Source organism: Streptomyces sp. AgN23 (assembly GCF_001598115.1).
In the GTDB taxonomy this organism is placed as follows: domain Bacteria; phylum Actinomycetota; class Actinomycetes; order Streptomycetales; family Streptomycetaceae; genus Streptomyces; species Streptomyces antimycoticus.
Genome location: NZ_CP007153.1, coordinates 5,520,318 through 5,545,026 on the forward strand (window position 1 = coordinate 5,520,318; position 24,709 = coordinate 5,545,026).

A 24,709-nucleotide genomic window follows, 5' to 3' on the forward strand; every position below is an offset into this window, starting at 1 on the left:
CGATCAGAAGTGGACAAGGGGCGAGGGGACATCATGGAGGACCAGGCGGTCTGCTGCTATCGGCACCCCCAGCGGGAGACCGGCATCAGCTGCACCCGCTGTGAGCGCCCGATCTGCCCCGAGTGCATGATCAGCGCCTCTGTGGGGTTCCACTGCCCTGAGTGCGTGAGCGGACGGATGCCCGCCGGGGCCGGGGCCTCGGCTGTCGGTCCCCCGCCGCGTGCCGCACAGCCGCGCACCATGGCCGGCGGCATGATCACCTCGGATCCCCGGCTGATCACCAAGATCCTGGTCGCCGTCAACATCGCGGTATGGCTCGCGGTGCTGTCCGCGGGCGACCGGCTGGTGAACGATCTCGACCTGGTCGGACGGGCCTATGACCCCGGCGCGGCGCAGATCGTCGGAGTCGCCGAGGGCCAGTGGTGGCGGCTGGTCACCTCGATCTTCCTTCACCAGCAGCTGATCCACATCGCCTTCAACATGCTCTCGCTGTGGTGGATCGGCGGACCGCTGGAGGCCGCGCTCGGCCGCGTCCGCTTCATCGTGCTCTACATGCTGTCGGGGCTGGGCGGCAGCGCGCTGTCGTATCTCCTCGCCGCGCAGAACCAGCCGTCGCTGGGCGCCTCCGGCGCGATCTTCGGCCTGCTCGGCGCCACCGCCGTGCTGATGCGCCGGCTGAACTACGACATGCGGCCGGTCATCGCGCTGCTGGCGCTGAATCTGCTCTTCACCTTCACCTGGTCCGGAATCGCCTGGCAGGCCCATGTCGGCGGCCTGGTCGCGGGCACGGTAGTGGCGTACGGGATGGTGCACGCGCCCCGTGAGAAGCGGGCGCTGGTGCAGCGCGGGACCTGCGCCCTGGTGCTGCTCGCGATCGTCGCCATGGTGTGGATCCGGACGATCCAGCTCACCGGCTGAGCGGGCCGGTCGGCCGGCGCTCGGCGGGCCGCCGCGGACGTCCTCCCGCAGGGCCGTCCGCAGGGCCGTGGACGGTTCCCGGCGATCTCCGGCGCATGGGGCCGAGCCGGGCTCGATCAGTTGTCCACAGCAAGTGGTGGATCATACGCAACCTGTGGAGAACCTGCGTACGACCCCCGGCTGACCTGCATTTTCGCAGGAAGACGGGGGTGTGAACGATCGAACAGGAGCCCGTCGCCGGTCACGCCGGCGTCAACACGGCAGAGGTTATCCACAGATCTTCTGAGTTTTCCCCGGCTGTGGATAACTCTGTGGACAACCTGGGGACCGGCGTGGGGACAGCCGGGTCACTTCCACTGGGTGGAGACGACGAAGCCCGCGGCGATGAAGCCGAAGCCGACCACGATGTTCCAGTTGCCCAGCGACTCGACCGGCATATCACCCGTGGTCACGTAGAAGATGACGATCCACGCGAGGCCGATCAGGAACATGGCCAGCATCAGCGGTGCCACCCACCGGCGGCCGCTGTTCAAGTTGATGCTGGCTGCCTGCTTCGCCGGCGGCGGCGTGAAGTCGTCCTTCTTGCGGATCCGTGACTTCGGCACGAGGAACTCTCCTGTCGATGCGCTGCGTGACCGCGCGGGGATGTGTACGGACGGCGCCGGGGCGGGACAGCGACGGGGACCACGTCCCTCCCCCACACGTCCGTTAGCGTAGTCCTTCCGCGGCGTCGTAAGGAGTAAGGGTACGTTGAGCAATTCCGCTGACTCCCCCACCCCGGCGTCCCGCCGCCCCCGTTTCCGGCCCGTGAGACTGCTGACCGGCGCGGTCTTCGCGCTGGCCGGAGTGATCTTCTGGACCAGTTTCAACACAGCCCAGGGCACCAATATCCGCAGCGATGAATCGATGCTGCGGCTCTCCGATCTCATCCAGGAACGCAGCCGTAAGAACGGCACCCTGGACGACAGCACCGGCAAAATACGCTCCGAGGTCGACGCACTCGCCCGGCGGGACAACGGCAGCACCCGGGCCGAGCGCCGCAAGCTGGCCGAGCTGGAGAAGACCGCCGGGACCAGGAAGCTCTCCGGAGCGGGCCTTACGGTCACCCTCACCGACGCCCCGCCGAACGCCACCCCGCAGATCCCCGGCGTCCCGGATCCCCAGCCCAACGATCTCGTCATCCACCAGCAGGACCTGCAGGCCGTGGTCAACGCGCTGTGGCAGGGCGGCGCCAAGGGGATCAAGGTCATGGATCAGCGGCTGATCTCCACCAGCGCGGTGCGCTGCGTCGGCAACACCCTGATCCTGCAGGGCCAGGTCTACTCCCCGCCCTACAAGGTCACCGCTGTGGGTGACCGGGGCAAGCTGAGCGCCGCCCTCACCGCCTCGCCCGCGATCCAGAACTACCGCAGCTACGTCGACGCGTACGGCCTCGGCTGGAAAGTCGACCAGCACGACACGGTGACTCTTCCCGGCTACTCCGGCACAGTGGATCTGCACCAGGCACAGCCCATCGGATAGCACCTGCGGACATCTGTACGCGGCACGGGCCGGCGCACGGGGTCAGCGGGGCGGACAGTGGGGGCCGATGAGAACCCGGCTGATCGTCAGGACGCTCAGTGAGATCTGCGTCACCGTCGGAGCCCTGATCATCCTTTTGGTGGTCTACGTCCTGTACTGGACCTCGGTGCGGGCCGACCGCGCCATGGACGGCGAGATCGACCACCTCCAGGACCGATGGGCCACCGGTACGGTCACCGCCGGCGCCGAGCCCTCGTCCGAGCCCCGCCGCTACGAGCCCGGCGACTCCTTCGCGATCATGTACATCCCGCGCTTCGGCGCCGGCTGGGCCAAGCCCGTCCTCGAGGGGACCGCCACCGGCACCCTGAAGAAGGGGCTCGGTCACTACTCCCGCACCGCCCGCCTCGGGGCCCTCGGCAACTTCGCCGTCGCGGGGCATCGCCGCACCTACGGCGACCCTTTCAAGGACTTCCCCGCGCTGCGTCCCGGCGACGCGGTGGTGCTGACCGACGGCACCACCTGGTTCACCTACCGCGTCGACCGGCGGCCCTACCGCACCCTGCCGACCGACACCGGGGTGATCGAACCGGTGCCGCGCGCGTCCGGTTTCCGGCGCCCCGGGCGCTATCTCACGCTGACGACCTGTGAGCCGGAGTGGGGCCACAGCCACCGCCTGATCACCTGGGCGCACCTCGACGCGACCCAATCGGTTGCCCAAGGCAAGCCCAAGGCTTTGTACAGCTGACCCTCCGGCCCCACCCCGCGCCCCTTACTCTGGTCCTGCACTCCGGTGCTGCAATCGACTTCGTCATCGGTGAGTAGGGATGGCATGTACGGCTGGATCTGGCGGCATCTGCCGGGTAACGCATGGATGCGGGCGCTGATTTCGCTCGTGCTGGTGCTGGCGATCGTCTTCGTGCTCTTCCAGTACGTCTTCCCCTGGGCGGAGCCCCTGCTGCCGTTCAATGACGTGACGGTCGACGAGGGAATGGCGGGTCCGCGATGAGCGCGCGCATCTTGGTCGTCGACAACTACGACAGCTTCGTCTTCAACCTCGTCCAGTACCTCTACCAGCTCGGCGCCGAGTGCGAGGTGGTGCGCAACGACGAGGTCTCCCTGGCCCACGCCCAGGACGGCTTCGACGGCGTCCTGCTGTCCCCCGGGCCCGGCACGCCGGAGGAGGCGGGGGTCTGCGTCGAGATGGTGCGGCACTGCGCGAGCACCGGCGTACCGGTGTTCGGCGTCTGCCTGGGGATGCAGTCCATGGCCGTCGCCTACGGCGGCGTCGTCGGGCGGGCCCCGGAGCTGCTGCACGGCAAGACCTCGCTGGTGATCCATGAGGGCGCCGGCGTCTTCAGCGGACTGCCCACGCCCTTCACCGCCACCCGCTACCACTCGCTGGCCGTGGAACGGGGCACGGTGCCCCCGGAGTTGGAGATCACGGCCTGGACCGAGACCGGCATCGCCATGGGGCTGCGCCACCGTGAACTGCGGGTCGAGGGCGTCCAGTTCCATCCCGAGTCGGTCCTCACCGAATGGGGCCATCTGATGCTCGCCAACTGGCTGGTGGAGTGCGGGGACACGGATGCCGTGGGGCGGTCCGCGGGGCTCGCCCCGGTGGTCGGGGCGGTCGGCGGTAAGGCCGGCGAGTGACCGGACCGCGCCCTGAGCGCGAGGGCGCCGGCCACGGCGCCCGGGAGCCCGCCCCGTACCCGCCGTACGGGTCTCATCAGCAGCACGCCGCCCAAGGCGCGCATGCGGCCCCGGACGCGTTCGCGGCGGCTGCGGAGAGCCTTCGGGACCCTCTGGCCGACCCGCTGCCGGACTCCGCCCCGGCCGGGCTCACGGGGCGGACCACGGGCACCGCGTCGCTCGCCGTGCCGCCGCCCACCGGCCGCCGACGGCGCGCCGGCCCGGCCCCCGCCGGGCCGGAGGAGGCCACTGAGGGCGCCGTGCCGCCCACAGGGCGCCGACGCGCCCGCGCGGCCCCCTCGGGGTCCTCAGCGGCCCACTCGGGGTCCTCGGGGCCCTCAGGGTCCGCATACGCCCCTCAGACGCCCGTACGCGCCCCGGGGACGCCCCGACGCCCCTCCGCGACGTCCGGACGCGTCCCGGAGGCCGCGGAGACGGCCGTCCTGCCCCCGGTGAGGCCCCGGGGCGACGACGAGACGGTCGCCCTGCGCGCCGTGGAGGTGGCGCCCGCCGACCAGACCATGGCGCTGCGCAAGGTCGAGCCGGACCGGGACAGCGGTGCCGAGCCCCCGCCCGGCGGCCGGGCCGCCCGCCGTAAGGCCGCCCAGGAGGCCGGAAAGCGCGCCGGACGGCATGGCTCCCGCGCCCGGCGCGGTACGGCCGAGGCGGGCGCCACACGGCCCATGGAGGGTGCGGGGGGCGCCGGGGACCTCCCGCCCCGCACCCGTATGGAGGCCAAGCGCGCCGCGCGGGCCCGTAAGGACAGCCCGGGGGTGGTGGCGAGCCGGGTGGTCGGCGAGCTGTTCATCACCCTCGGCGTGGTGATGCTGCTCTTCGTCACCTATCAGCTGTGGTGGACGAACATCCGTGCCCATCAGCAGGCCAACGGGGCCGCCAACAACCTGCAGAAGAAGTGGGACGAGAACGGCGGCGACGACCGGAACCCCGGCACCTTCTCCCCCGGGCAGGGGTTCGCGATCATCTACATCCCCAAGCTGGATGTGAAGGCCCCGATCGCGGAGGGCATCGACAAGCACAAGGTTCTCGACCGCGGCATGGTCGGCCACTACGGCAAGAGTCCGCTGAAGACCGCCATGCCGTGGGACAAGAAGGGCAACTTCGCACTCGCCGGGCATCGCAACACCCACGGCGAGCCGTTCCGCTACATCAACCGCCTCAAGCCCGGTGACGAGATCGTCGTCGAGACCCAGAGCCGGTACTACACCTATGCGATGAGCAGCATCCTGCCGCAGACGTCGCCGTCCAACACCGGTGTCATCAACCCGGTGCCGCCCGGCTCCGGCTTCACCGAGCCGGGCCGGTACATCACGCTGACCACCTGCACCCCCGAATTCACCAGCACCTACCGGATGATCCTCTGGGGCAAGATGGTCGAGGAGCGGCCGCGTAGCCAGGGAAAGCCGGACGCGCTGGTCGAATGAGCGGGAACAGCCGGGAAACCAGAAAAAGGGGTACGACGCGGTGGTACGGACCGACCACGACGAGCGGCAGGACCGGCAGCCCGGCCCGCCCGCAACGCCCAGCCGTCGTCCCGGCCGTGGGTGGGTAGCCTCGGCCATAGCGGTCTTCGGCGAGCTGCTGATCACTGCGGGGCTGATTCTCGCCCTGTTCGTCGTCTACTCGCTGTGGTGGACCAACGTCCTGGCCGACCGTGAGGCGAAGAAGCAGGGCGACCGGGTGCGCAAGCACTGGACGCAGCGGGGGCCGGGCGGGCTGGACACCAAGAGCGGCATCGGCTTCCTGCACGTACCGTCCATGCACAACGGCGAGGTGCTGGTCAAGAAGGGCACCAGCACCGAGACCCTCAACGACGGTGTGGCCGGCTACTACACCAAGCCGGTCAAGTCCGCGATGCCGTGGGACAAGAAGGGCAACTTCAGCCTGGCCGCGCACCGGGACGGGCACGGCGCGAAGTTTCACAACATCGACAAGGTCCACGACGGCGACGCGGTGGTCTTCGAGACCCGCGACACCTGGTACGTCTACAAGGTCTACGCGACGCTGCCGGAGACCTCGAAGTACAACGTGGACGTGCTGAACGCGGTCCCGAAGGAGTCGGGCCGGAAGCAGCCGGGCCGCTACATCACGCTCTCGACCTGCACTCCCGTCTACACCTCCCGCCACCGCTACATCGTGTGGGGCGAACTGGAGCGCACCGAGAAGGTCGACGCGGACCGCACGCCCCCCAAGGAACTGCGCTGAGCCCCTCGGGACGGCTTCCGGGCTGAGCCCCTCGGACGGCTTGCGGACTGGCCCCCGGGCGGCCCCTGAGCACGAAGAAGCCCCCGGCACCCTTCTCAGGATGCCGGGGGCTTCCCCGTGTCACTGCTGTGCGCCTAGAAGCCGTTCTGGCCGCCGAAGATGCCTCCGCCGTCCCCGCCTCCGTTGCCGTTCCCGCCGCCCTGCCCGGCGACCGTGATGAGGTTCACCGACTGGCCCTTGGGCACCTGGGTGCCCGCACCGGGCTGGCTGGCCACCACGGTGGCTTCGTCGTCCTGCGGACCGGCGATGTTGCCCACGTTCAGGCCCAGGTCCTGGAGCGCCTTCTTGGCGTCCTTGAGCTTCTGGCCACCCAGGTTGGGCACCGGCACGTTCTCCGCGGCGGCCTTGGCGACGGTCAGCGTGACCGTCGAACCGGGCAGGACCTCCTGGCCGCCCTTGGGCGTCTGGTCGGTCACCGTGCCGGCCTCGACGTCGCCGTTGTCGACCTCCTGCGTCTGGACCTTGAGGCCCTTCCCCTGGAGGGCGGCCGTGGCGTCCGCGACCTTCTGCGTGGTCACGTCGGGGACGGTGACCTTCTGCTGTGCCTGGGCGACGGTCAGGGTGATCGTGGCGCCCTTCGCGACCTTCCTGCCGCCCTTCGGGTCCTGGTCGATCACCTTGCCGGCGGTCTGGTCCGACTGCTGGGTCTTCTGGTCGACCTTGAAGCCCTTGGCCTCGAGCTGATCCTTGGCCGACTCGTACTGCACGTTCAGGACGTCGGGCACCTCGACCCTCGCCGCGGGCTTGGGGCCCTTGGACATGGTCAGCTCGACCACGCCGTACCGCTTGATCTCGCCGCCGCCCTCGGGGTTCTGCTCGCAGACGGTGTCCTTGTCCGCGTTCTCGCAGAACTTGGAGCCGATGTTCTTGATCTTGAAGTCGCCGTTCTCCCCTTGGCTCTTGGCGTCGGCGATCGTCTTGCCGACCAGATTGGGGACCGCGACCATGTCGTCGTTCTTACCGCCGCCGAACAGCGACTTCCCGATGAAGATCGCGCCGACCAGCACCAGTATCCCCGCGACGATCAGCAGGATCGTCGAGAGGTTGCTTTTCTTGCCGGAGCCCCCGCGCCCCCGGCCGCGGTCCGGCCGCTCGTCGTAGCCGAAGCCGCCGTCGTCCTCGCGCATCGGCGGAAGCATCGAGGTCTGCGCCCCGGCACCGGAATTCTGCGGCCGCAGCATCGCGGTGGGCTGGTCCTCGGAGCCGTAGCCGACCGCGCCCAGCGCGGCGGTCGCGGCCACCGGCTGGCCCTCCAGGGCCGCCTCGATGTCGGCACGCATCTCGTCGGCCGACTGGTAGCGGTAATCGGGGTCCTTGACCAGTGCCCGCAGGACGATGGCGTCCATCTCCGGGGTGATCTCGGGGTCGTACGTGCTCGGCGGCTGCGGGTCCTCCCGCACATGCTGATACGCGACGGCCACCGGGGAGTCGCCCACGAACGGCGGCCTTACGGTCAGCAGCTCGTAGAGCAGACAGCCGGTGGAGTACAGGTCGCTGCGCGCGTCGACGGTCTCGCCCTTGGCCTGCTCGGGGGAGAGGTACTGGGCGGTACCGATGACGGCGGCCGTCTGCGTCATGGTCATACCGGCGTCGCCCATGGCGCGGGCGATGCCGAAGTCCATCACCTTGACCTGGCCGTCCCGCGTGAGCATGACGTTGGCCGGCTTGATGTCCCGGTGGACGATGTTGTTGCGGTGCGAGTACTCGAGTGCCTGGAGGATGCCGGTGGTCATCTCGAGCGAGCGCTCGGGGAGCAGCTTTCTGCCCGAGTGGAGAAGCTCGCGCAGCGTGGAACCGTCGACGTACTCCATCACGATGTAAGGGATCGAGACACCGTCGACGTAGTCCTCGCCGGTGTCGTAGACCGCGACGATCGCGGGATGGTTGAGCGAGGCGGCCGACTGGGCCTCTCGGCGGAACCGGGCCTGGAAGGACGGGTCACGGGCGAGGTCCGCCCGGAGCGTCTTCACAGCGACAGTACGGCCGAGGCGGGTGTCGTGCGCGAGGTAGACCTCCGCCATGCCACCGCGGCCGAGCACTGAGCCCAGCTCATACCGGCCGCCGAGGCGACGCGGCTCTTCCATAGCTACTCCAGCCCTCTTCCGTGGTTCCCGGCCGCACCTGTGGGGGCCGGCGAAGTGCTGCTCGCGCATACCGTACCCGGCACGTCTTACGGGACCCGGCCTCAGTCGCTATCTGATACCGGACCGGTACGGCGACGTGCGGGATTGATATCCGGACGTGACGGGGGTCACTTGTCGCTCTGGGTTTCCAGTACGGCCTGCATCACGCTCTTGGCGATCGGCGCGGCCAGCTTGCCACCGGCGATGTCGCCGCGGAGGGTGTCGGACCCCTCGATGACGACCGCGACCGCGACCGGCGAGCCGTCATCGCCCTTGGCGTAGGAGATGAACCACGCATAGGGGTTCTTGCTGTTGGCGACGCCGTGCTGCGCGGTACCGGTCTTGCCGCCGACCGTGACGCCCGGGATCTGGGCGCTGGTACCGGTGCCCTCCTTGACCACGGTCTCCATCATGCTCTGGAGCTTCTGGGCGTTCTCCGAGCTGAGCGGCTGGCTCATCTCCTCCGGGTCGGTCTGCTCGATGGTGTTGAGGTTGGGCGCGCGCAGCGAGTCGACCATGTACGGCTTCATCAGCTTGCCGTCGTTGGCGACTGCGGCGGCGACCATCGCCATCTGCAGCGGGGTGGCCCGGTTGTCGAACTGGCCGATGGCCGACATCGCGTTGCCCGGCTGGTCCATCTTCTCGGGGTAGACGCTGGCGTCGGCGCGGACCGGCGTGAAGACCTCCTCGTTGAAGCCGAACTTCTCGGCCTCCTCGCGCATCTTGTCCTTGCCCAGGTCGTCACCGAGCTTGCCGAAGACCGTGTTGCAGGAGTAGCGGAGCGCCTGCCGCAGCGAGGCGTCCTTACAGGGGATGTTCCCCTCGTTGGGCAGCGGCTGGGTGGACAGCGGGAGCTTCCAGGGGTCCGGCGAATCGGTCGGCCCGTCGATGTCGGTGTACTTGCCGTTCTCCAGCGCGGCCGCCGCGGTGACGACCTTGAAGGTCGAGCCGGGCGGGTAGGTCTGCCGCAGCGCCCGGTTGAGCATCGGGTCGTCCTTGTCGACGTCCGGCTTGAGCGCGTTGTAGGCGTCGGAGTCCTTCTTGGAGGCGCCCGCGAACTTCGAGGGGTCGTAGCTCGGGGTGGAGGCGAGGGCGAGGATCTTGCCGGTGCGCGGATCGAGCGCGGCGACGGCGCCCTTCTTGTCACCGAGGCCCTCGAACGCGGCCTTCTGGGCCTTGCCGTTCAGGGTGGTGATGACGTCGCCGCCCTTCTGCTTCTTACCGGTGATCATGTCGATCGTCCGGTTGAAGAAGAGGCGGTCGTCGTTGCCCGTAAGGATTTGGTCTTCGAGCTTCTCGATCTGGTTGGCGTCGAAGGCCTGCGAGGCGAACCCGGTGACCGGTGCCCACATGGGGCCGTTCTTGTAGGTGCGCTTGTACTTGAAGTCGGTGCCGTTGGTCTCGACGGATCCGGTGATCGGCTGGCCGTCGACGATGATGTTGCCGCGCGGCTGGCCGTAACGGGCGATCAGGACCCTGCGGTTCTTCTCGTGGTTCTTGAGCTCGTCGGCCTGCACGTACTGGATCCAGTTGTCCCGCAGCAGCAGGGCGAAGACGAGAAGTCCGCAGAAGATCGCGATTCGGCGCAGCGGCTTGTTCACGGTCGGACCACCTGGGTCATCTCGGCGTCTGTGGTGGGGGCGGGCGTCGGCGCCGGACGGCGCGCGGTGTCGCTGACCTTGATCAGAATGGCGACGAGTGCCCAGTTGGCGATGACGGACGAGCCGCCCTGCGCGATGAACGGCATGGTCATACCGGTCAGCGGGATGAGGCCCATCACACCGCCCGCGACGACGAAGACCTGGATGGCGAAGGCCGCGGAGAGGCCGATGGCCAGCAGCTTGCCGAACGGGTCACGGGCGGCCAGCGCGGTGCGCACACCGCGCTCCACGATCAGGCCGTAGAGCAGCAGGATCGCCATGGTGCCCGCGAGCCCGAGCTCCTCGCCGACCGTGGCCAGGATGAAGTCGGAGTTGGCGGCGAAGCCGATGAGGTCGGAGTTGCCCTGGCCGAGGCCGGTGCCGAAGACGCCGCCGGAGCCGAAGGCCATCATCGCCTGGGCGATCTGGTCGCTGCCCCCGGTCTTGAACGCCGCGAAGGGGTCGAGCCAGGCGTCCACCCGCTGCTGGACGTGCGGTTCGAAGGTGGCGACGCCGACCGCGCCGACCGCGGACATCAGCAGGCCGAAGACGATCCAGCTGGTGCGCTCGGTGGCGACGTACAGCATCACGACGAAGAGGCCGAAGAACAGCAGCGAGGTGCCCAGGTCGGTCTCGAAGACGAGGATGAGGATGCTCATCCCCCAGACCACCAGGATCGGGCCGAGGTCGCGGCCGCGCGGCAGGTACAGCCCCATGAAGCGGCGGCTGGCCAGCGCGAGCGCGTCCCGCTTGACCATCAGATAGCCGGAGAAGAACACGGCGATGATGATCTTGGCGAACTCACCGGGCTGGATGGAGAAGCTGCCGAGGGTGATCCAGATGCGCGCGCCGAATCGGGGCGGGAAGAACACCGGCAGGATCAGCAGGATCAGCGCCACCACCATGGAGATGTAGGTGTAGCGCTGGAGGAGGCGGTGATCCTTGAGCAGGATCAGGACACCGACGAAGAGGGCGACGCCCAGCGCCGAGTAGATCAGCTGGTTGGGGGCCGAGGCAGCGAAGACCTGACCGGCGTTCTCCGCCTTCTGTGCCAGCCGCTTGGACTGGTCCAGACGCCAGATGAGCACCAGGCCCAGCCCGTTGAGGAGCGTGGCGATCGGCAGCATCAGCGGATCCGCGTAGGGCGCGAACTTCCGGACCACCAGATGGCCGACGCCGGCCAGCAGACCGAGCCCGATGCCGTAGCTGAGCATGCCGGAGGGCATCTCGTCGCTGAGCGCCAGACCCGCGTTGGCGTACGCGAAGACCGGAATGATCACCGCGAAGACGAGCATGGCCAGCTCGGTGTTGCGCCTGCTCGGCGGTCCGGCCGTACTGATCGTCGTCGTGTTGGTCGTACTACTGCTCATGGGTGGACGGCCCCTTACGGCTTCACTGCTGGGTGCTGCTGCACTGCGGGACCAACTTCTTCTCCTCCTCCGAGAGGGTGGGGCCGGGCTTCGGAGTGGGAGACGTCGTCGGCGTGGGCTTGGTCGTGGCCTTCGCGGTGCGCGCCCCGAACTGGTTCTCGGTCTTGTCGTCCCCGGACGGGGCGCCGCTCTGGGACGGGTTGGCGCTGTTGGAGGGGCTGCCCCCGGAGCCGCCGTTCTTGTCCTTGTCGCCGCCGGTGAGGTCCTTCTGGCTGTCCTCGGCCTTGTCCTGGGCCTCGGCCTTCTTACAGGCGCCGGCGAGGGTGGCGAGGTCCTTGGTCTTGTCCTGGGCCTGGCCGAGCCCGCTGACCGTGATGGTGTCCTCCACACGGCCGCGCTGGTCGGCCGGGAGGTACTTGAGTTCGATCTCGCGGTGGTCCTCATGGACCTTGTTGAGCTTGATCCAGGCGAGGTCCTGGCTGATGCCCTGGTAGATCGCGACATGGTCGCCGTTGGAGCCCACGTAGTACTGCGTCTGGGTCCAGCGATAGCCGCCGTAGAGCCCGCCGCCGATCACGGCCAGGCCCAGCACGATGAAGAGCGACCGCTTGGCCCAGGTCTTGGCGCCGCTCTTCTTGGTGAAGTCGCCGTCGGCGTAGTCGCCGTAACTGCCCTGCGGCAGACCGCCCATGGCCGGGTCGCCGCTGCCGGGCGGGCCGAAGCCGCCGTGCGGGTCGCCCTGCTGCGGTACGGACCGGCCGAGCTCGGCCGCGCGGCCCGCGGGGGTGTGCGCGGCGCCGCCGTCCCCGAGGGGAATCTGGTTCTCGGCGACCGCGCCCACGATCACGGGGGTGTCGTTGAGCTGGGCGGCCAGGGTGTCGCCGCCGTCGACGTCCAGGACGTCGGCGACGATGCAGGTGATGTTGTCGGGGCCGCCGCCGCGCAGGGCGAGCTGAATCAGCTCCTGCACGGTCTCATGGGGGCCCTGGTAGCTGCCGAGGGTCTCCTCGAGCGTCTGGTGGCTCACGACGCCGGACAGGCCGTCGGAGCAGATCAGATAGCGGTCCCCGGCCCGGACCTCGCGGATGGACAGATCGGGCTCGACATGGTCGCCGCTGCCCAGCGCGCGCATCAGCAGGGAGCGCTGCGGGTGGGTGCCCGCCTCCTCCTCGGTGATCCGGCCCTCGTCGACCAGGCGCTGCACCCAGGTGTGGTCCTGGGTGATCTGGGTGAGCACACCGTCGCGCAGCAGATACGCGCGCGAGTCGCCGACGTGCACCAGGCCGAGCCGCTGACCGGTCCACAGCAGGGCGGTGAGCGTGGTGCCCATGCCCTCCAGCTGGGGGTCCTCCTCGACCATGACGCGCAGCTGGTCATTGGCCCGCTGCACGGCGCTGCCGAGGGACGTCAGGATGTCCGAGCCCGGGACGTCGTCGTCGAGCTGGACGAGGGTGGAGATCACCTCGGAGCTGGCGACCTCGCCGGCGGCCTGGCCACCCATGCCGTCGGCGATGGCGAGCAGCCGGGGACCGGCATAGCCGGAGTCCTCGTTGCCCTCCCGGATCATGCCTTTGTGCGATCCGGCCGCGAAACGCAGTGACAGACTCATGCGCACCTCGCCTGTCGGCTCCGGGTACAGCCCCTTGCCAACCACGCTGCCCACCCTCCGGTCGTCATGGTCCTACTACTTCCGCAGCTCGATGACGGTCTTGCCGATGCGAATCGGCGCACCCAGCGCGATCGGTGTCGGTGTGGTGAGTCGGGTCCGGTCGAGATACGTGCCGTTGGTGGACCCGAGATCCTCGACGATCCACTGGCCGTCACGGTCCGGGTAGATCCTGGCATGCCGGCTGGAGGCGTAGTCGTCGTCCAGCACGATTGTTGAATCGTGCGCACGGCCGAGGGTGATGGTCTGCCCCTGCAGGGCGACCGTGGTGCCGGTGAGCGTGCCCTCGGAGACCACCAGCTTGGTGGGGGCACCGCGGCGGCCGCGGCCACCGGACTGCTGGCGCTGCGGCGGCGGCGCGCTCTGCCGCTGTTGTTGCTGCTGCGGCCGGTCGGGGGCGCCGCGCCGCGCCGAACCGCGCTGGGTCACGCGGGTCCCGAACAGGTCGCTGCGGATGACCTGGACGGCCACGATGACGAACAGCCACAGTACGGCGAGGAAACCCAACCGCATGACCGTGAGGGTCAGCTCTGACATTGCCCCCGCTTCACCCTTCGGCTTGCCGGTAAACGATGGTGGTGCTGCCCACGACGATCCGCGAGCCGTCGCGGAGCGTAGCGCGCGTGGTGTGCTGTCCGTCCACCACGATGCCGTTGGTCGACCCGAGATCCTGCACGGTCGGTGGGGTTCCGACCCGGATCTCGCAGTGTCTGCGGGAGACACCGGGATCGTCGATCCGCACGTCAGCGTCGGTGGAGCGGCCCAGGACGAGCGTGGGCCGGGAGATCTGGTGGCGGCTGCCGTTGATCTCGATCCAGCGGCGGGTCTGGCCCTGCTGCTGGGCTCCGGCGCCGGCCCCGGCTCCGCTGGTGCGGGGCACCGGACGGGCGCCGGGGGGCGTGGACGGCATCGGCGGGGCACCGGCGGGCTGGGCGGGGTAGCCGTAACCGCCGGGGCGCTGCTGCGGGGCTCCGGCGCCGGGGCGGCCCGGCGCCTGCTGCGAGTCCTGGGACTCGCTGGACGCCAGCGTCCGGCTGCGCACCCGGTACAGGCCGGTGTCGAGATCGTCGGCCTTCTGCAGATGCACCTTGATGGCGCCCATGAAGGTGTAACGCTGCTGCTTGGCGTAGTCGCGGACCATGCCGGCCAGCTCGTCGCCGAGCTGGCCGGAGTACGGGCTGAGCCGCTCGTAGTCGGGCGTGCTCAGCTCGACGATGAAGTCATTGGGGACGACCGTCCGGTCGCGGTTCCAGATCGTGGCGTTGTTGTCGCACTCCCGCTGGAGGGCGCCGGCGATCTCGACAGGCTGGACCTCGGACTTGAACACCTTGGCGAAGGTGCCGTTCACGAGGCCCTCGAGACGCTGCTCGAAGCGTTTCAGTACTCCCACGGGGCACCTCCTTCCGTCAGTCGTGCTCTATGCCGTCCTGGTACTGCTTACTGATCGTATCCACGCGTCGGGAAATCGGGTGGTTCCCCTTCCTGGCCCTGTGGAGCAGTGTCACCTCTCACAGGGATCGTAGAGGTGCCCTGACGACAGTGTCCCGCAACCGTGACGCTCCACGGACGGGTGGGGGCGGGGGCGCCGGTAACGGGTGTGATTGCACCCCGGAGGGCGTGCTAATGTTCTGGATGTCGAAAGGCGCTCCACACGAACCGGACGGATCCAGAGGATCAACCGGGGAGCGGGACGAGTGGCCGGACGGCAGCACCCATGCGCGGGTGGCGGAATAGGCAGACGCGCTGGATTCAGGTTCCAGTGCCCGAAAGGGCGTGGGGGTTCAACTCCCCCCTCGCGCACCAGTCGGAGCGGGCCTCCCAGAAGTGACGAAAGTCGCTTTTGGGAGGCCCGCTCCGCGTTGTGGCAGGGGTGGTCCTTGCCGGGGCTTTGCCGGAGCCTTGCCTTCCCAGAGAAATGGCCAGGGGCCTCCCGGGGGAGGGGAGGCCCCTGTGGCCTGATGCCCGGGTAGGACGGGATCGGGCGGGTCAGGCGGGGTTGGGCGGGTCAGGCTGACCGGTCGGACGGCCTGGCCAGGTGTCCGGATTGATCAGACGTCGGACCGATCAGGCAGCGAAGCGGGTGGCGAGCTCCTTGGCCTTGACCGCGGCCTCCTCGTGGGCCTTCGCCTTGGAGGCGTCCGAGGCCTCGACCAGCTCGGCCATGGCCGGATTGCTGCGGGCCAGCGTGAGTTCGGGCACAACGAAGGTGACATCGAGGCCGAGCCCGTCGCCCAGCGCCTTCCCCAGGTAGTTCGTGACGAACTCGAAGCTCTCCCGGGGGGTGCCGGGGCCGTAGCCGCCGCCACGGCTGGCGACGACGACGGTCGGGGTGCCCGAGGTGGTGGTCTGCTCGGCGCCCGAGGTGCGGCCCACGATGATCACGTGGTCCAGCCACGCCTTGAGGGTGGAGGGGATCGTGAAGTTGTACATCGGGGCGGCGATCAGGACCGTGTCCGCCTGCTCGAGCTCGCTGGCAAGGGTCTCCCGCAGGGCGAAGGCGGCGTGCTGCTCGGGCGAGCGCTGATCGGGAGCGGTGAAACCGGCCGCGGCGGCGAGACCGTCCAGGTGCGGCAGCGGCTCGGCGGCCAGGTCGCGATAGATCACCGTGCCGTTCGGGTGCTGGGCCTCCCATTCCTTGCGGAAGGTGGCCGTGACCGAGCGGGAAGCGGAGGCCTCACCGGGGAAGACGGACGTGTCGATGTGCAGAAGAGTCGGCATGGATGCCTCCAGTGAAGAGGGCTCGGTAAGGAGCCCGTCATACTTACGTACTTACAGATGGCACAGTAGCTTACTTTTCTGCAGTCCCGCACCAGAACGCAGTAGTCTGTATGGCATGGCGAAGGATCGTGGGGAGCACAACGAGCAGGCCTGTAAGCAGGTCGATGGCGAGATGACGCGGTTCTTCGAGCTGTTCGGCAAGCGCTGGACGGGGCTCATCGTGGCCGTGCTGACGGAGCAGGCGGCGTACTTCGCCGATCTGAGGCGAGCCATCCCGGGGATCAGTGAGCGGATGCTGTCGGACCGGCTCACCGAGCTCTCCACGGCGGGTCTGGTGGTGCGGGAGGTCGACGCCGGACCGCCGCTGCGGGTGGCCTATCGGCTGACCGACGCGGGGAAGGCGCTGGAGCCCGCGCTGAAGGAGCTGTCGCGGTGGGCGGAGAGCCATCTCCCCTCGGGCGGCGACGACTGCCCGGAGCAGTTCCGGGGCTGAGGCTGAGGCTGAGGCTGGGGTGGGGCCGGGTCCGAGGCTGGTTCCGTGACCGAGCCTGGGCTGGAGCTCGGGCTGAGGTTGGGCCGGGCCGGGACGAGTCGCGTCTGATCAGGGGTTTCACCATGATCGCCGAGGTTTTCCACAGGCTCTGACGGGGTGGGCTGACAGGGGGTACGGTCTGCTCAGTCGATGTCGTGTGCGAGGAAGGCGGGGGCGCGATGACGGACGACCGGAGCGGTCAGGGCGGCGGAAGCGGAGAGGGCGGCCGGGGCGGCCGGGGCGGAGAGAGTGGCGAGCGGGGGCCGGGCGGCGAGGGCGCCGCGGGCGGGGCGGCCCGGCGGCTGCCGCCGGTTCCGGGCTTCGCCGTCTGGCGCGGTGAGGGGCCGTCTCCTCGGCAGATGGGCAAGGCGCTGCGCAGGCGGGTGCTGCGCTCGGCGCATGCCGAGCCGCCGAGGGCCGACGGGCGGCCGGATCCGGTGGCGGCGGTCGAGCGGTCGAATGCCGGGCGGCTGCCGGAGCTCACCCCGATCCGGGTGGGGCGGATGGCCGCGGGCCCCTTCTCCTTTCTGCGCGGGGCCGCCGGGCTGATGGGGCACGACCTCACGACCACGCCGGTGACCGGCATCGGGGCACAGCTGTGTGGTGATGCCCACGCCGCCAACTTCGGGATCTACGGAGATGCGCGCGGTGGCCTGGTCATCGATCTGAACGACTTCGACGAGACCGTCCACGGCCCGTGGGAGTGGGATGTGAAGCGGCTCGCGGTCTCGCTGGTGCTGGCCGGCCGGGAGGCGGGTGCCGACGAGGACACCTGCCGGGCGGCGGCTCAGGACGCCGTGGGCGCCTATCGGCGCACGGTGCGGCTGCTGGCCAAGCTGCCGGCGGCGGACGCGTGGAACGCGATCGCGGACGAGGAGTTGGTCTCCCACACGGACGCCAAGGACCTGGTCGGGACTCTGGAGCGGATCTCCGAGAAGGCCCGGCGGAACACCAGCGCGCGGTACGCGGCCCGGTCCACCGAGCCCGTACCGGGCGAGGAGGGCTCCTCCGGCCGGCCGGAGGCCCGGCGCTTCGTGGACGCGCCGCCGGTGCTGCGGAGGGTGCCGGACGAGGAGGCGGCGGCGGTGGCCACGTCGCTCGCCGAGTATCTGGGCACGCTGCCGGAGGACCGGCTGCCGCTGCTCTCGCGGTACGAGGTGCACGATGTGGCGTTCCGGGTGGTCGGCACGGGCAGTGTGGGCACCCGCTCCTATGTGGTGCTGCTGCTCGACCACCGGGGCGAGCCGATGGTGCTCCAGGTGAAGGAGGCGCGTCCCTCCGCGCTGCTGTCGTATGTGGCGAAGGCCGGTTTCGAGGTGCCGGACGTCACACATGAGGGGCGGCGGGTGGTGCTCGGCCAGAAGCGGATGCAGGTGGTCAGCGACATCCTGCTGGGGTGGACGACGGTGCGGGGGCGGCATTACCAGGTGCGCCAGTTCCGCAACCGCAAGGGAAGCGTGGACCCGGCGGCGCTTGCGGCGGACCAGATGGACGACTACGGGCGGATGACCGGCGCGCTGCTGGCGCGAGCGCATGCCCACAGCGCGGACCCTCGGCTGCTGGCCGGTTACTGCGGCAAGGGGGAGGAGCTGGACGAGGCGGTGGCCAGCTTCGCCGTGGCGTACGCGGATCGCACGGAAGCGGATCACTCCGCGCTGGTCGTGGCGGTGCGCAACGGCCGGATAGCGGCCGAGTTGGGGGTGTGAGGCGCGGGGCGGGGGTGCGTGCTCGGTCGCCGATCACCGCCGGACGTAGTCTGAGCGGGTGACGAATCCGGAAGCGCAGCAGCAGGCACGGCAGTCGGTGTCGGACGCGGAGCCCCAGGCGGAGTCGCACGACCGGTCCGGGGAGACGCGGTCCGGGGAGACTCGGTCCCAGGGGCCCTGGTCCGAGGACTCCCGGTCCGGTGATGCCGGGCCCGGGGACGCGGGGTCATCCGGGGACGCCGGTTCCGGGGATGCCGCGGACGCCGGGGATGCCCGTGCCCAGGAGGAGGCTCAGGCCGCCGAGCGTCTGGAGCGGGCGGTGCGCGCGGCCGAGCAGGCGCTGATCGAGTTCGAGATCGCGGTGGAGACCTTCCGGGTGGAGGTGGAGAACTTCTCCCGGCTGCACCACCAGCGGCTCGGGCCCATGTACTCGCGCCTCGACGAGCTGGACGCGCTGATCGCCGAGGCGGTCGCGGCGCGCACCGGCGATCCGGAGGACATCCGCAAGGCGCAGGAGGCGCGGGGGCTGGTGCAGCCGATGCCGGGCGTGGAGGAGCTGTTCCACGGCTGGATCGACTCGGAGGGGCTCTCTCCGGAGGCGGCCGCGATGCTCACCGAGCGGCCCGTGCAGCCGCCGCCGCGGGTGCGGCCGAGCGAGGAGGCCCGCCGGATCTACCGGGAGCTGGCCCGTAAGGCCCATCCGGATCTGGCCGAGGAGGAGGCCGAGCGGGAGCGGCGCGGTGCCTTCATCGTGCGGGTCAACGCGGCGTACGCGGCCGGGGACGAGGAGGCGCTGCGGGCGCTGGCCGAGGAGTGGGAGGCCGGTCCGCCACCGCCGGAGCGGCGGGCGAGCCGCAGCGAGGAGCTGTACGCCCGGCTGGAGTGGCTGGCCGAGCGCAAGGAGATGCTGGCCGCGGTCGCCGCGGAGCTGGAGTCGAGCGCGATCGGCGCGATGATCAAGATGGCGCCGGAGGACCCCGACCGGCTGCTGGACGAGATCGCCGAGCAGCTGCTGGCCCAGGCCGCGGAGAAGGAGACCCGGCTCGCGGAGCTGATGCGGTAGTAGGTTTGCCGCAGCTGCCGATGTCATGTGAGAGGTGTGTCTGATGCATTTTGCCCAGCTTCCCCAGATGGAGGCGGCGGCGGTACCGGCCGATGGCCTTCTGCTGGATGTCCGGGAGGACGACGAGTGGACGGCCGGGCATGTCGAGGGCGCGCTGCACATCCCGATGGGCCAGGTCGTGGCGCGGTTCGATGAGCTGACCGCGAAGGTCGGCGAGGGGCAGCGGGTGCATGTGATGTGCCGGGTCGGCGGCCGCTCCGCGCAGGTGACGCAGTACCTGGTCGCGCAGGGTCTGGACGCGGTGAATGTGGACGGCGGGATGCTCGCCTGGGACGCGGCGGGCCGGCCGATGGTGAGCGGCCCCGACGGCACCGCCGAAGGGGCCTTTGTGCTCTAGGAGTTTCCCTACGGTCGGCGGGGCCCGCCGATCAGCCGAGGGGGTGGGCGGCGAGGAGTTCGCCCAGTGCCTCCTCATGGGCGGCGGCGGACCCCAGCGAGAGCTCCAGCTGCTTGCCCCACGCGTGGTAGCGGTGCAGGGGGTAGTCGGTGACCGCGCCGAAGCCGCCGTGCAGATGCTGTGCGGTCTGCACGACGCGGCGCAGGCCCTCGGCGGCCCAGATCTTGGCGACGGCGACATCCCCCGCGATGGGCAGCGCCCCGCTCGCCGTCGGCCGCTCCTCGGTCAGAGACAGCCGCCAGGCCGCCTGCCACAGCGTGGCCTCCATGGCCCGCAGATCGATATAGCGGTCGGCGGTCTGCACGGCGACCGCCTGGAAGCTGGCGAGCGGGAAGCCGAACTGCTCGCGCTCGCTCACATAGGAGCTGGTCAGGTCCAGCACCGCCGAGCCGAGGCCCAGCGCGAGCGCACAGGTGCCGGTGGTGAGCAGATCGCGCAGCCATTCCCAGGCGCCGTCCGCGGCCAGCACCTCGCGGTCGGCGAGCCGCACTCCGTCCAGCCGGATCTCGGCCAGGCGCTCACCGCTGGTGGAGATCTGCTCATCGAGGGCGACGCCCTCGTGGTCGCGGGGGACCAGGGCGAGGATCGTCCGGCCCTCCCCGGTGTGGGCCGGGATCAGCACCTGATCGGCGCCATGCGCCCAGGGGACCGCGGTCTGGACGCCGTCCAGCACCCAGCCGTCCCCGTTCCGCCGCGCCTGGACGGCGAGTTCGGCCGGGCCATGGCCGGTGCGGCCGCTGGAGGCCGTGGTGAGGACCAGCTCACCGCCGACGGCCCGGGGCAGTACGGCGGTGCGCAACTCGGCCCCGCCGTACCGCTGCACGGCCAGTGCCGTGGCGCTGGACTCCAGCAGCGGCACCCGGGCCAGCACCCGGCCGCATTCCCGCAGCACCAGGCACAGGGCGAGCGGGTCGAGGCCCGAGCCTCCGTACTGGGGGTCGAGGCTCAGGCCCAGCAGATCGCTCTCGGCGAGCTTCCGCCACAGCACGCGGTCGAAGTCCTCGGCGACGGCGCCGGCGGTCAGCGCGGGGCTGGGCACGCTGTCCGGTGTGACGGAGGAGAAGACGGCCTTCGCCGCTTCGACGGCCGCCTGCTGCTCCTCGGTGAAGGTGAAGTCCACTGTCCGTACCTCCCGCGCCGCGGCTTTGTCTGACGGCCCGTCAAGATAGAACAGGCTCTACAAGAAGGGAACGCCGGTGCCGGGCCCGGGGCTTCAGCGGTCGAAGTCCAGCTCCACCCGCTCGCCCACCGGATGGGACTGACAGGCCAGCACATAGCCCGCCTCCACCTCGTCCGGCTCCAGCGCGAAGTTACGGTCCATCCGCACTTCGCCGGAGACCAGGAAGGCCCGGCAGGTCCCGCACACCCCGCCCTTGCACGCATACGGCGCGTCGGCCCGGTTGCGCAGCACGGTCTCCAGCAGCGGCTCCCCGGCCTGGACCGGCCAGGTGCCCGACCGGCCGTCCAGGGTCGCCGTGACCGAGCTCTGCGACGCGGTCCGCGCCGGATCCGGCACGGGGGAGACGTCCTCGGTGGGGGCCGCCTCCACATGGAAGATCTCCTGATGGACCCGGCCGCGGGAGACCCCGAGGCCGCGCAGCGCCCGCTCGGCGGCGCGCACCAGACCATAGGGTCCGCACAGGAACCAGCCGTCCACCGAGGTGACCGGCAGCAGCGCCGGCAGCAGCGCGGTCAGCCGCTCCTCGTCGAGTCGGCCGGACACCAGCCCGGCCTGCTGCTCCTCCCGGGAGAGCGCGCACACCAGCTGGAACCGGTCGGGCCAGCGGTCCTTGAGGTCGGCGACCTCCTCCAGGAACATCGTCGAGGCCGCGGTGCGGTCGCTGCGGATCAGACAGAACCGCGCCTCGGGCTGCCGACTGAGCAGCGTGGCCGCGATGGACAGCACGGGGGTGATGCCGCTGCCGCCGACGACCGCCGCGAAATAGCCGGGCCGGGGCTCCAGGACGAAACGGCCGGCCGGGGCCATCACCTCCATGACCTCCCCGACCGCCAGCTCCTTGAGGGCATACGCCGAGAACTCACCGCCCTCGACCAGCCGCACCCCGATCCGCAGGAACTCCGGGCCGTCCGCGCCCGGGGCCGGGGTGCACAGCGAATACGTCCGGCGGATCTCCGCGCCGTCCGCGAACCGGCGCACCGCGATGTGCTGCCCCGCCGTGAAGCGGAACGTCTCCCGCAGCGCGGGCGGCACCAGGAGGGTGACCATCACCGCGTCATCGGTGAGCCGATCGACCGCCGCCACCCGCAGCGGGTGGAACGCGCCGTGGCGGGGCGTGGCCCGCTGCACCGCCTCCGCGGCCATCACAACTCCTTGAAGTGGTCGAACGGTTCACCGCAGGCCGTGCAGCGGCGCAGCGCCTTGCAGGCGGTGGAGGAGAAGCGGCTCAGCAGCTCGGTCTCGGTCGAGCCGCAGTGCGGGCAGCGCACCGCCAGGGCCACCGGGACCGGGCCGTCCGCCGCCGCACGTCGCGCCGCGGGCGGCGCTATGCCGGACTCCGCCAGCTTGCGGCGGCCCTCGGCGCTGATCGCGTCCGTCGTCCAGGGCGGGGAGAGGACCGTGCGCACGGCGACCTCGGGGACGCCGTGGTCATGCAGCACCCGCTCGATATCGGTGGCCATCGACTCCAGCGCCGGGCAGCCGGTGTAGGTGGGCGTCAGCTCGACCTCCACCCGGCCCGGCCCCAGCAGCCGCAGCCCGCGCATCACGCCCAGCTCGGCCAGGGACACCATCGGCAGCTCGGGGTCCGGTACGGATCCGGCCAGCCGCAGCAGCTCCTCCTCGAGCGGGGTGGTGCCGGACGCGGGAGGCGTGGGCGCCGCGGAGGGCGTGGGCGTCACCATGTCGCCCCCGGGTGGCTGCGGTGCAGATGCTGCATCTCGGCGAGCATCCGGCCGAACGGCTCGGTGTGCAGACCCTGGCGCCCCGCCCCGGCCGCCCAGCCGCCGCGCTGCGGCCCCTCGGGCACCGCCAGGGTGGCGCGCTCCAGGACCGAGGTGATCCGGGTCAGCCAGGCGTCGTGCAGCGTGTGCCACTCCACCTCGCACCCCTCGACCGGCTCGAAGAGCTCACCGGTGAACCGCCAGAGCGTGTCCAGCCCCCGCCGCATCCGCTTATGGCTCTCCTCCGTGCCGTCGCCGAGCCGCAGGGTCCACTGCTCGGCGTGGTCGCGGTGGTAGGCCACCTCCTTGACCGCCTTGGCGGCGAGCGGGGCGAAGGGGCCGGTGCCGCGCGCCAGCCGCTCGTACAACAGCTCCTGGTAGGTGGAGAAGTAGAGCTGGCGGGCGATGGTCTGGGCGAAGTCACCGCCTGGCTGCTCGACCAGCTGCACGTTCCGGAACGCCCGCTCCTCGCGCAGATACGCCAGCTCGTCCTCGTCGCCGGCGAGGGAGAGCAGCACCCGGGCCTGGCCGAGCAGGTCGAGGGCGATATTGGCGAGCGCGACCTCCTCTTCCAGCACGGGGGCGTGCCCGGCCCACTCCCCCAGCCGGTGGGAGAGCACCAGCGCGTCGTCGCCCAGGGCGAGGGCCGCGGTCATAGATGCCGCACCCCCTCCGGGATCGCGTAGAAGGTGGGGTGGCGGTAGGGCTTGTCGGCGGACGGCTCGAAGAACGGATCCCGCTCGTCCGGGGAGGAGGCGGTGATCTCGGCGGACGGCACCACCCAGATCGAGACGCCCTCCGAACGCCGGGTGTACAGATCCCGTGCGTTTCGCAAAGCCATCTCCGCGTCCGGGGCGTGGAGGGATCCGGCGTGGGTGTGCGACAGTCCGCGCCTGCTGCGGACGAACACCTCCCACAGCGGCCACTCGGCGCTCGGGCTACCGCTCATGCCTGTGCCTTCCCGTGCTTGGCCGCGTGTGCCGCGGCCGCTTCGCGCACCCAGGCGCCTTCCTCATGGGCCCGGCGCCGCTGGGTGATGCGCTGGGTGTTGCACGGGCCGTTTCCCCGCAGGATCTCGCGGAACTCGTCCCAGTCGATCGGCCCGAAGTCGTAATGCCCCCGCTCCTCGCTCCACCGCAGCTCGGGGTCGGGGAGGGTGAGGCCGAGGGATTCGGCCTGGGGAACGCAGATGTCGACGAAGCGCTGGCGCAGCTCGTCATTGGAGTGGCGCTTGATCTTCCAGGCCATCGACTGGGCGGAGTGGGCCGAGGCGTCGTCCGGCGGGCCGAACATCATCAGCGACGGCCACCACCAGCGGTCCACGGCGTCCTGCGCCATGGCGTGCTGGGCCTCGGTGCCTTGGCTCAGGGCCAGCAGCAGCTCATACCCCTGGCGCTGGTGGAAGGACTCCTCCTTGCAGATGCGGACCATCGCCCGTGCGTAAGGCCCGTAGGAGCAGCGGCACAGCGGGACCTGGTTGGTGATCGCGGCGCCGTCGACCAGCCAGCCGATGGCTCCGACGTCGGCCCAGGTCAGCGTGGGGTAGTTGAAGATCGAGGAGTACTTCTGGCGGCCGCTGTGGAGCTTGTCGAGCAGCTCCTCCCGGCTGGTGCCCAGGGTCTCCGCCGCGCTGTAGAGGTACAGGCCGTGGCCCGCCTCGTCCTGGACCTTGGCCATCAGGATCGCCTTGCGCCGCAGCGAGGGGGCGCGGGTGATCCAGTTGGCCTCCGGCTGCATGCCGATGATCTCGGAGTGGGCGTGCTGCGCCATCTGCCGCACCAGCGTGGCCCGGTAGTCATCGGGCATCCAGTCGCGCGGCTCGATGCGCTCGTCCGCGGCCAGGGCGGCGTCGAACACCGCCTCGTACGCTCCCGCGTCCGCCGCCGTCGTCGTCATGCGAAGCCCCTCCGCCCATCCGTCTCCGCCGACCGGCCAGCCGACCGACCGATCGTTCGGTTCAATGGTGTGCTGAGGAACGTAGGGTGTCAACCCTGTGGATAACGCTGAGGACGCTGTGCCGAGTGGCTCCGCATGGGTACGGTGCCGGGGACGTGGGGGCCACGGGGCGCGCGGTCGACCGGCGTGCGCGAAGACCTGGACCATCGGGAGCGGGGCGGGG

General features: G+C 70.4%; 25 protein-coding genes and 1 tRNA gene. 12 read left to right on the plus strand and 14 right to left on the minus strand.

Annotated features, from left to right (window positions below; genetic code table 11):
- The first annotated feature begins 33 nt into the window (after nt 1-33).
- On the plus strand, nt 34-918 hold the full coding sequence (locus AS97_RS23735; RefSeq protein WP_210565608.1) for a rhomboid family intramembrane serine protease: 885 nt from the start codon (nt 34-36) through the stop codon (nt 916-918).
- A 347-nt stretch (nt 919-1,265) separates the two neighbouring features.
- Here AS97_RS23735 and crgA read toward each other — a convergent pair whose 3' ends face one another.
- A complete protein-coding gene (gene crgA, locus AS97_RS23740) occupies nt 1,266-1,523 on the minus strand; it encodes a cell division protein CrgA (RefSeq protein WP_030827826.1) in 258 nt (85 codons plus the stop codon).
- 145 nt (nt 1,524-1,668) lie between these two features.
- Between crgA and AS97_RS23745 the strand changes: the two genes are divergently transcribed.
- The 6 genes from AS97_RS23745 to AS97_RS23770 all read left to right on the plus strand — a co-directional run bounded on the left by AS97_RS23745 (nt 1,669) and on the right by AS97_RS23770 (nt 6,354).
- Nucleotides 1,669-2,439 (plus strand): DUF881 domain-containing protein, encoded by a 771-nt coding sequence (locus AS97_RS23745; protein ID WP_059143758.1) that lies wholly within the window; start codon nt 1,669-1,671, stop codon nt 2,437-2,439.
- A 67-nt stretch (nt 2,440-2,506) separates the two neighbouring features.
- Entirely contained in the window at nt 2,507-3,184 is a 678-nt protein-coding gene (locus AS97_RS23750) for a class E sortase (RefSeq protein WP_059143759.1), read from the plus strand.
- Nucleotides 3,185-3,253: 69 nt separating this feature from the next.
- Complete coding sequence (locus AS97_RS23755; protein WP_125759131.1) at nt 3,254-3,445, plus strand: hypothetical protein; 192 nt, start codon at nt 3,254-3,256, stop codon at nt 3,443-3,445.
- A complete protein-coding gene (locus AS97_RS23760; RefSeq protein ID WP_059143760.1) occupies nt 3,442-4,092 on the plus strand; it encodes an aminodeoxychorismate/anthranilate synthase component II in 651 nt (216 codons plus the stop codon). The genes AS97_RS23755 and AS97_RS23760 overlap by 4 nt, the downstream gene beginning before the upstream one ends.
- Nucleotides 4,089-5,573, plus strand: coding sequence for a class E sortase (locus AS97_RS23765; protein ID WP_210565609.1), 1,485 nt, complete (start codon nt 4,089-4,091; stop codon nt 5,571-5,573). Before AS97_RS23760 ends, AS97_RS23765 begins: the two co-directional genes overlap by 4 nt.
- Before the next feature lie 40 nt (nt 5,574-5,613).
- Nucleotides 5,614-6,354 (plus strand): class E sortase, encoded by a 741-nt coding sequence (locus tag AS97_RS23770; protein ID WP_086710637.1) that lies wholly within the window; start codon nt 5,614-5,616, stop codon nt 6,352-6,354.
- Nucleotides 6,355-6,488: 134 nt separating this feature from the next.
- Here AS97_RS23770 and pknB read toward each other — a convergent pair whose 3' ends face one another.
- The 6 genes from pknB to AS97_RS23800 form a co-directional block, all read right to left on the minus strand.
- Nucleotides 6,489-8,498 (minus strand): Stk1 family PASTA domain-containing Ser/Thr kinase, encoded by a 2,010-nt coding sequence (gene pknB / locus AS97_RS23775; RefSeq protein ID WP_210565610.1) that lies wholly within the window; start codon nt 8,496-8,498, stop codon nt 6,489-6,491.
- A gap of 167 nt (nt 8,499-8,665) precedes the next feature.
- Nucleotides 8,666-10,138, minus strand: a complete 1,473-nt coding sequence (locus tag AS97_RS23780) for a penicillin-binding protein 2 (protein WP_086710635.1) — start codon at nt 10,136-10,138, stop codon at nt 8,666-8,668.
- Nucleotides 10,135-11,547 (minus strand): FtsW/RodA/SpoVE family cell cycle protein, encoded by a 1,413-nt coding sequence (locus AS97_RS23785; protein WP_059143764.1) that lies wholly within the window; start codon nt 11,545-11,547, stop codon nt 10,135-10,137. Before AS97_RS23785 ends, AS97_RS23780 begins: the two co-directional genes overlap by 4 nt.
- Nucleotides 11,548-11,569: 22 nt before the next feature.
- The gene (locus AS97_RS23790) at nt 11,570-13,156 is read right to left on the minus strand and encodes a PP2C family serine/threonine-protein phosphatase (RefSeq protein WP_059143821.1); all 1,587 of its coding nucleotides are present in this window, start codon (nt 13,154-13,156) and stop codon (nt 11,570-11,572) included.
- 75 nt (nt 13,157-13,231) lie between these two features.
- Nucleotides 13,232-13,750, minus strand: a complete 519-nt coding sequence (locus AS97_RS23795) for an FHA domain-containing protein (RefSeq protein WP_014053590.1) — start codon at nt 13,748-13,750, stop codon at nt 13,232-13,234.
- Nucleotides 13,751-13,760: 10 nt separating this feature from the next.
- Nucleotides 13,761-14,603 (minus strand): DUF3662 and FHA domain-containing protein, encoded by an 843-nt coding sequence (locus tag AS97_RS23800; RefSeq protein ID WP_059143765.1) that lies wholly within the window; start codon nt 14,601-14,603, stop codon nt 13,761-13,763.
- A gap of 326 nt (nt 14,604-14,929) precedes the next feature.
- On the opposite strand from AS97_RS23800, the gene AS97_RS23805 reads away from it, so the two are divergent.
- Nucleotides 14,930-15,016, plus strand: a tRNA-Leu gene (locus tag AS97_RS23805).
- A gap of 261 nt (nt 15,017-15,277) precedes the next feature.
- Here AS97_RS23805 and AS97_RS23810 read toward each other — a convergent pair.
- The gene (locus AS97_RS23810) at nt 15,278-15,931 is read right to left on the minus strand and encodes an NAD(P)H-dependent oxidoreductase (protein ID WP_059143766.1); all 654 of its coding nucleotides are present in this window, start codon (nt 15,929-15,931) and stop codon (nt 15,278-15,280) included.
- Nucleotides 15,932-16,046: 115 nt separating this feature from the next.
- Here AS97_RS23810 and AS97_RS23815 point away from each other — a divergent pair, with 115 nt between their 5' ends.
- The 4 genes from AS97_RS23815 to AS97_RS23830 all read left to right on the plus strand — a co-directional run bounded on the left by AS97_RS23815 (nt 16,047) and on the right by AS97_RS23830 (nt 19,629).
- Nucleotides 16,047-16,424, plus strand: a complete 378-nt coding sequence (locus AS97_RS23815; RefSeq protein ID WP_059143767.1) for a helix-turn-helix domain-containing protein — start codon at nt 16,047-16,049, stop codon at nt 16,422-16,424.
- Nucleotides 16,425-16,642: 218 nt separating this feature from the next.
- Nucleotides 16,643-18,169 (plus strand): DUF2252 domain-containing protein, encoded by a 1,527-nt coding sequence (locus AS97_RS23820; RefSeq protein WP_247204469.1) that lies wholly within the window; start codon nt 16,643-16,645, stop codon nt 18,167-18,169.
- Between the two features lie 58 nt (nt 18,170-18,227).
- Nucleotides 18,228-19,232 carry a hypothetical protein gene (locus AS97_RS23825; protein ID WP_247204470.1) on the plus strand — a complete coding sequence of 335 codons (1,005 nt, stop codon included), beginning with the start codon at nt 18,228-18,230 and terminating at the stop codon, nt 19,230-19,232.
- Nucleotides 19,233-19,275: 43 nt separating this feature from the next.
- Nucleotides 19,276-19,629 carry a rhodanese-like domain-containing protein gene (locus AS97_RS23830; protein ID WP_059143769.1) on the plus strand — a complete coding sequence of 118 codons (354 nt, stop codon included), beginning with the start codon at nt 19,276-19,278 and terminating at the stop codon, nt 19,627-19,629.
- Nucleotides 19,630-19,660: 31 nt separating this feature from the next.
- Here the strand turns inward: AS97_RS23830 and AS97_RS23835 are convergent, their stop codons facing one another.
- From AS97_RS23835 to paaA, 6 genes are all read right to left on the minus strand, one after another.
- Complete coding sequence (locus AS97_RS23835; RefSeq protein ID WP_059143770.1) at nt 19,661-20,809, minus strand: acyl-CoA dehydrogenase family protein; 1,149 nt, start codon at nt 20,807-20,809, stop codon at nt 19,661-19,663.
- Between the two features lie 93 nt (nt 20,810-20,902).
- The gene (locus AS97_RS23840) at nt 20,903-22,012 is read right to left on the minus strand and encodes a 2Fe-2S iron-sulfur cluster-binding protein (RefSeq protein WP_059143771.1); all 1,110 of its coding nucleotides are present in this window, start codon (nt 22,010-22,012) and stop codon (nt 20,903-20,905) included.
- A complete protein-coding gene (gene paaD / locus AS97_RS23845; protein ID WP_125759563.1) occupies nt 22,012-22,551 on the minus strand; it encodes a 1,2-phenylacetyl-CoA epoxidase subunit PaaD in 540 nt (179 codons plus the stop codon). Before paaD ends, AS97_RS23840 begins: the two co-directional genes overlap by 1 nt.
- Nucleotides 22,545-23,246: a 1,2-phenylacetyl-CoA epoxidase subunit PaaC gene (gene paaC, locus AS97_RS23850; RefSeq protein WP_210565611.1), complete on the minus strand. Its 702-nt coding sequence runs from the start codon at nt 23,244-23,246 to the stop codon at nt 22,545-22,547. Before paaC ends, paaD begins: the two co-directional genes overlap by 7 nt.
- Nucleotides 23,243-23,539, minus strand: coding sequence for a 1,2-phenylacetyl-CoA epoxidase subunit PaaB (gene paaB, locus AS97_RS23855; RefSeq protein WP_046088802.1), 297 nt, complete (start codon nt 23,537-23,539; stop codon nt 23,243-23,245). The genes paaC and paaB overlap by 4 nt, the downstream gene beginning before the upstream one ends.
- Complete coding sequence (gene paaA, locus AS97_RS23860; protein WP_059143774.1) at nt 23,536-24,486, minus strand: 1,2-phenylacetyl-CoA epoxidase subunit PaaA; 951 nt, start codon at nt 24,484-24,486, stop codon at nt 23,536-23,538. Before paaA ends, paaB begins: the two co-directional genes overlap by 4 nt.
- Between the last annotated feature and the right edge of the window lie 223 nt (nt 24,487-24,709).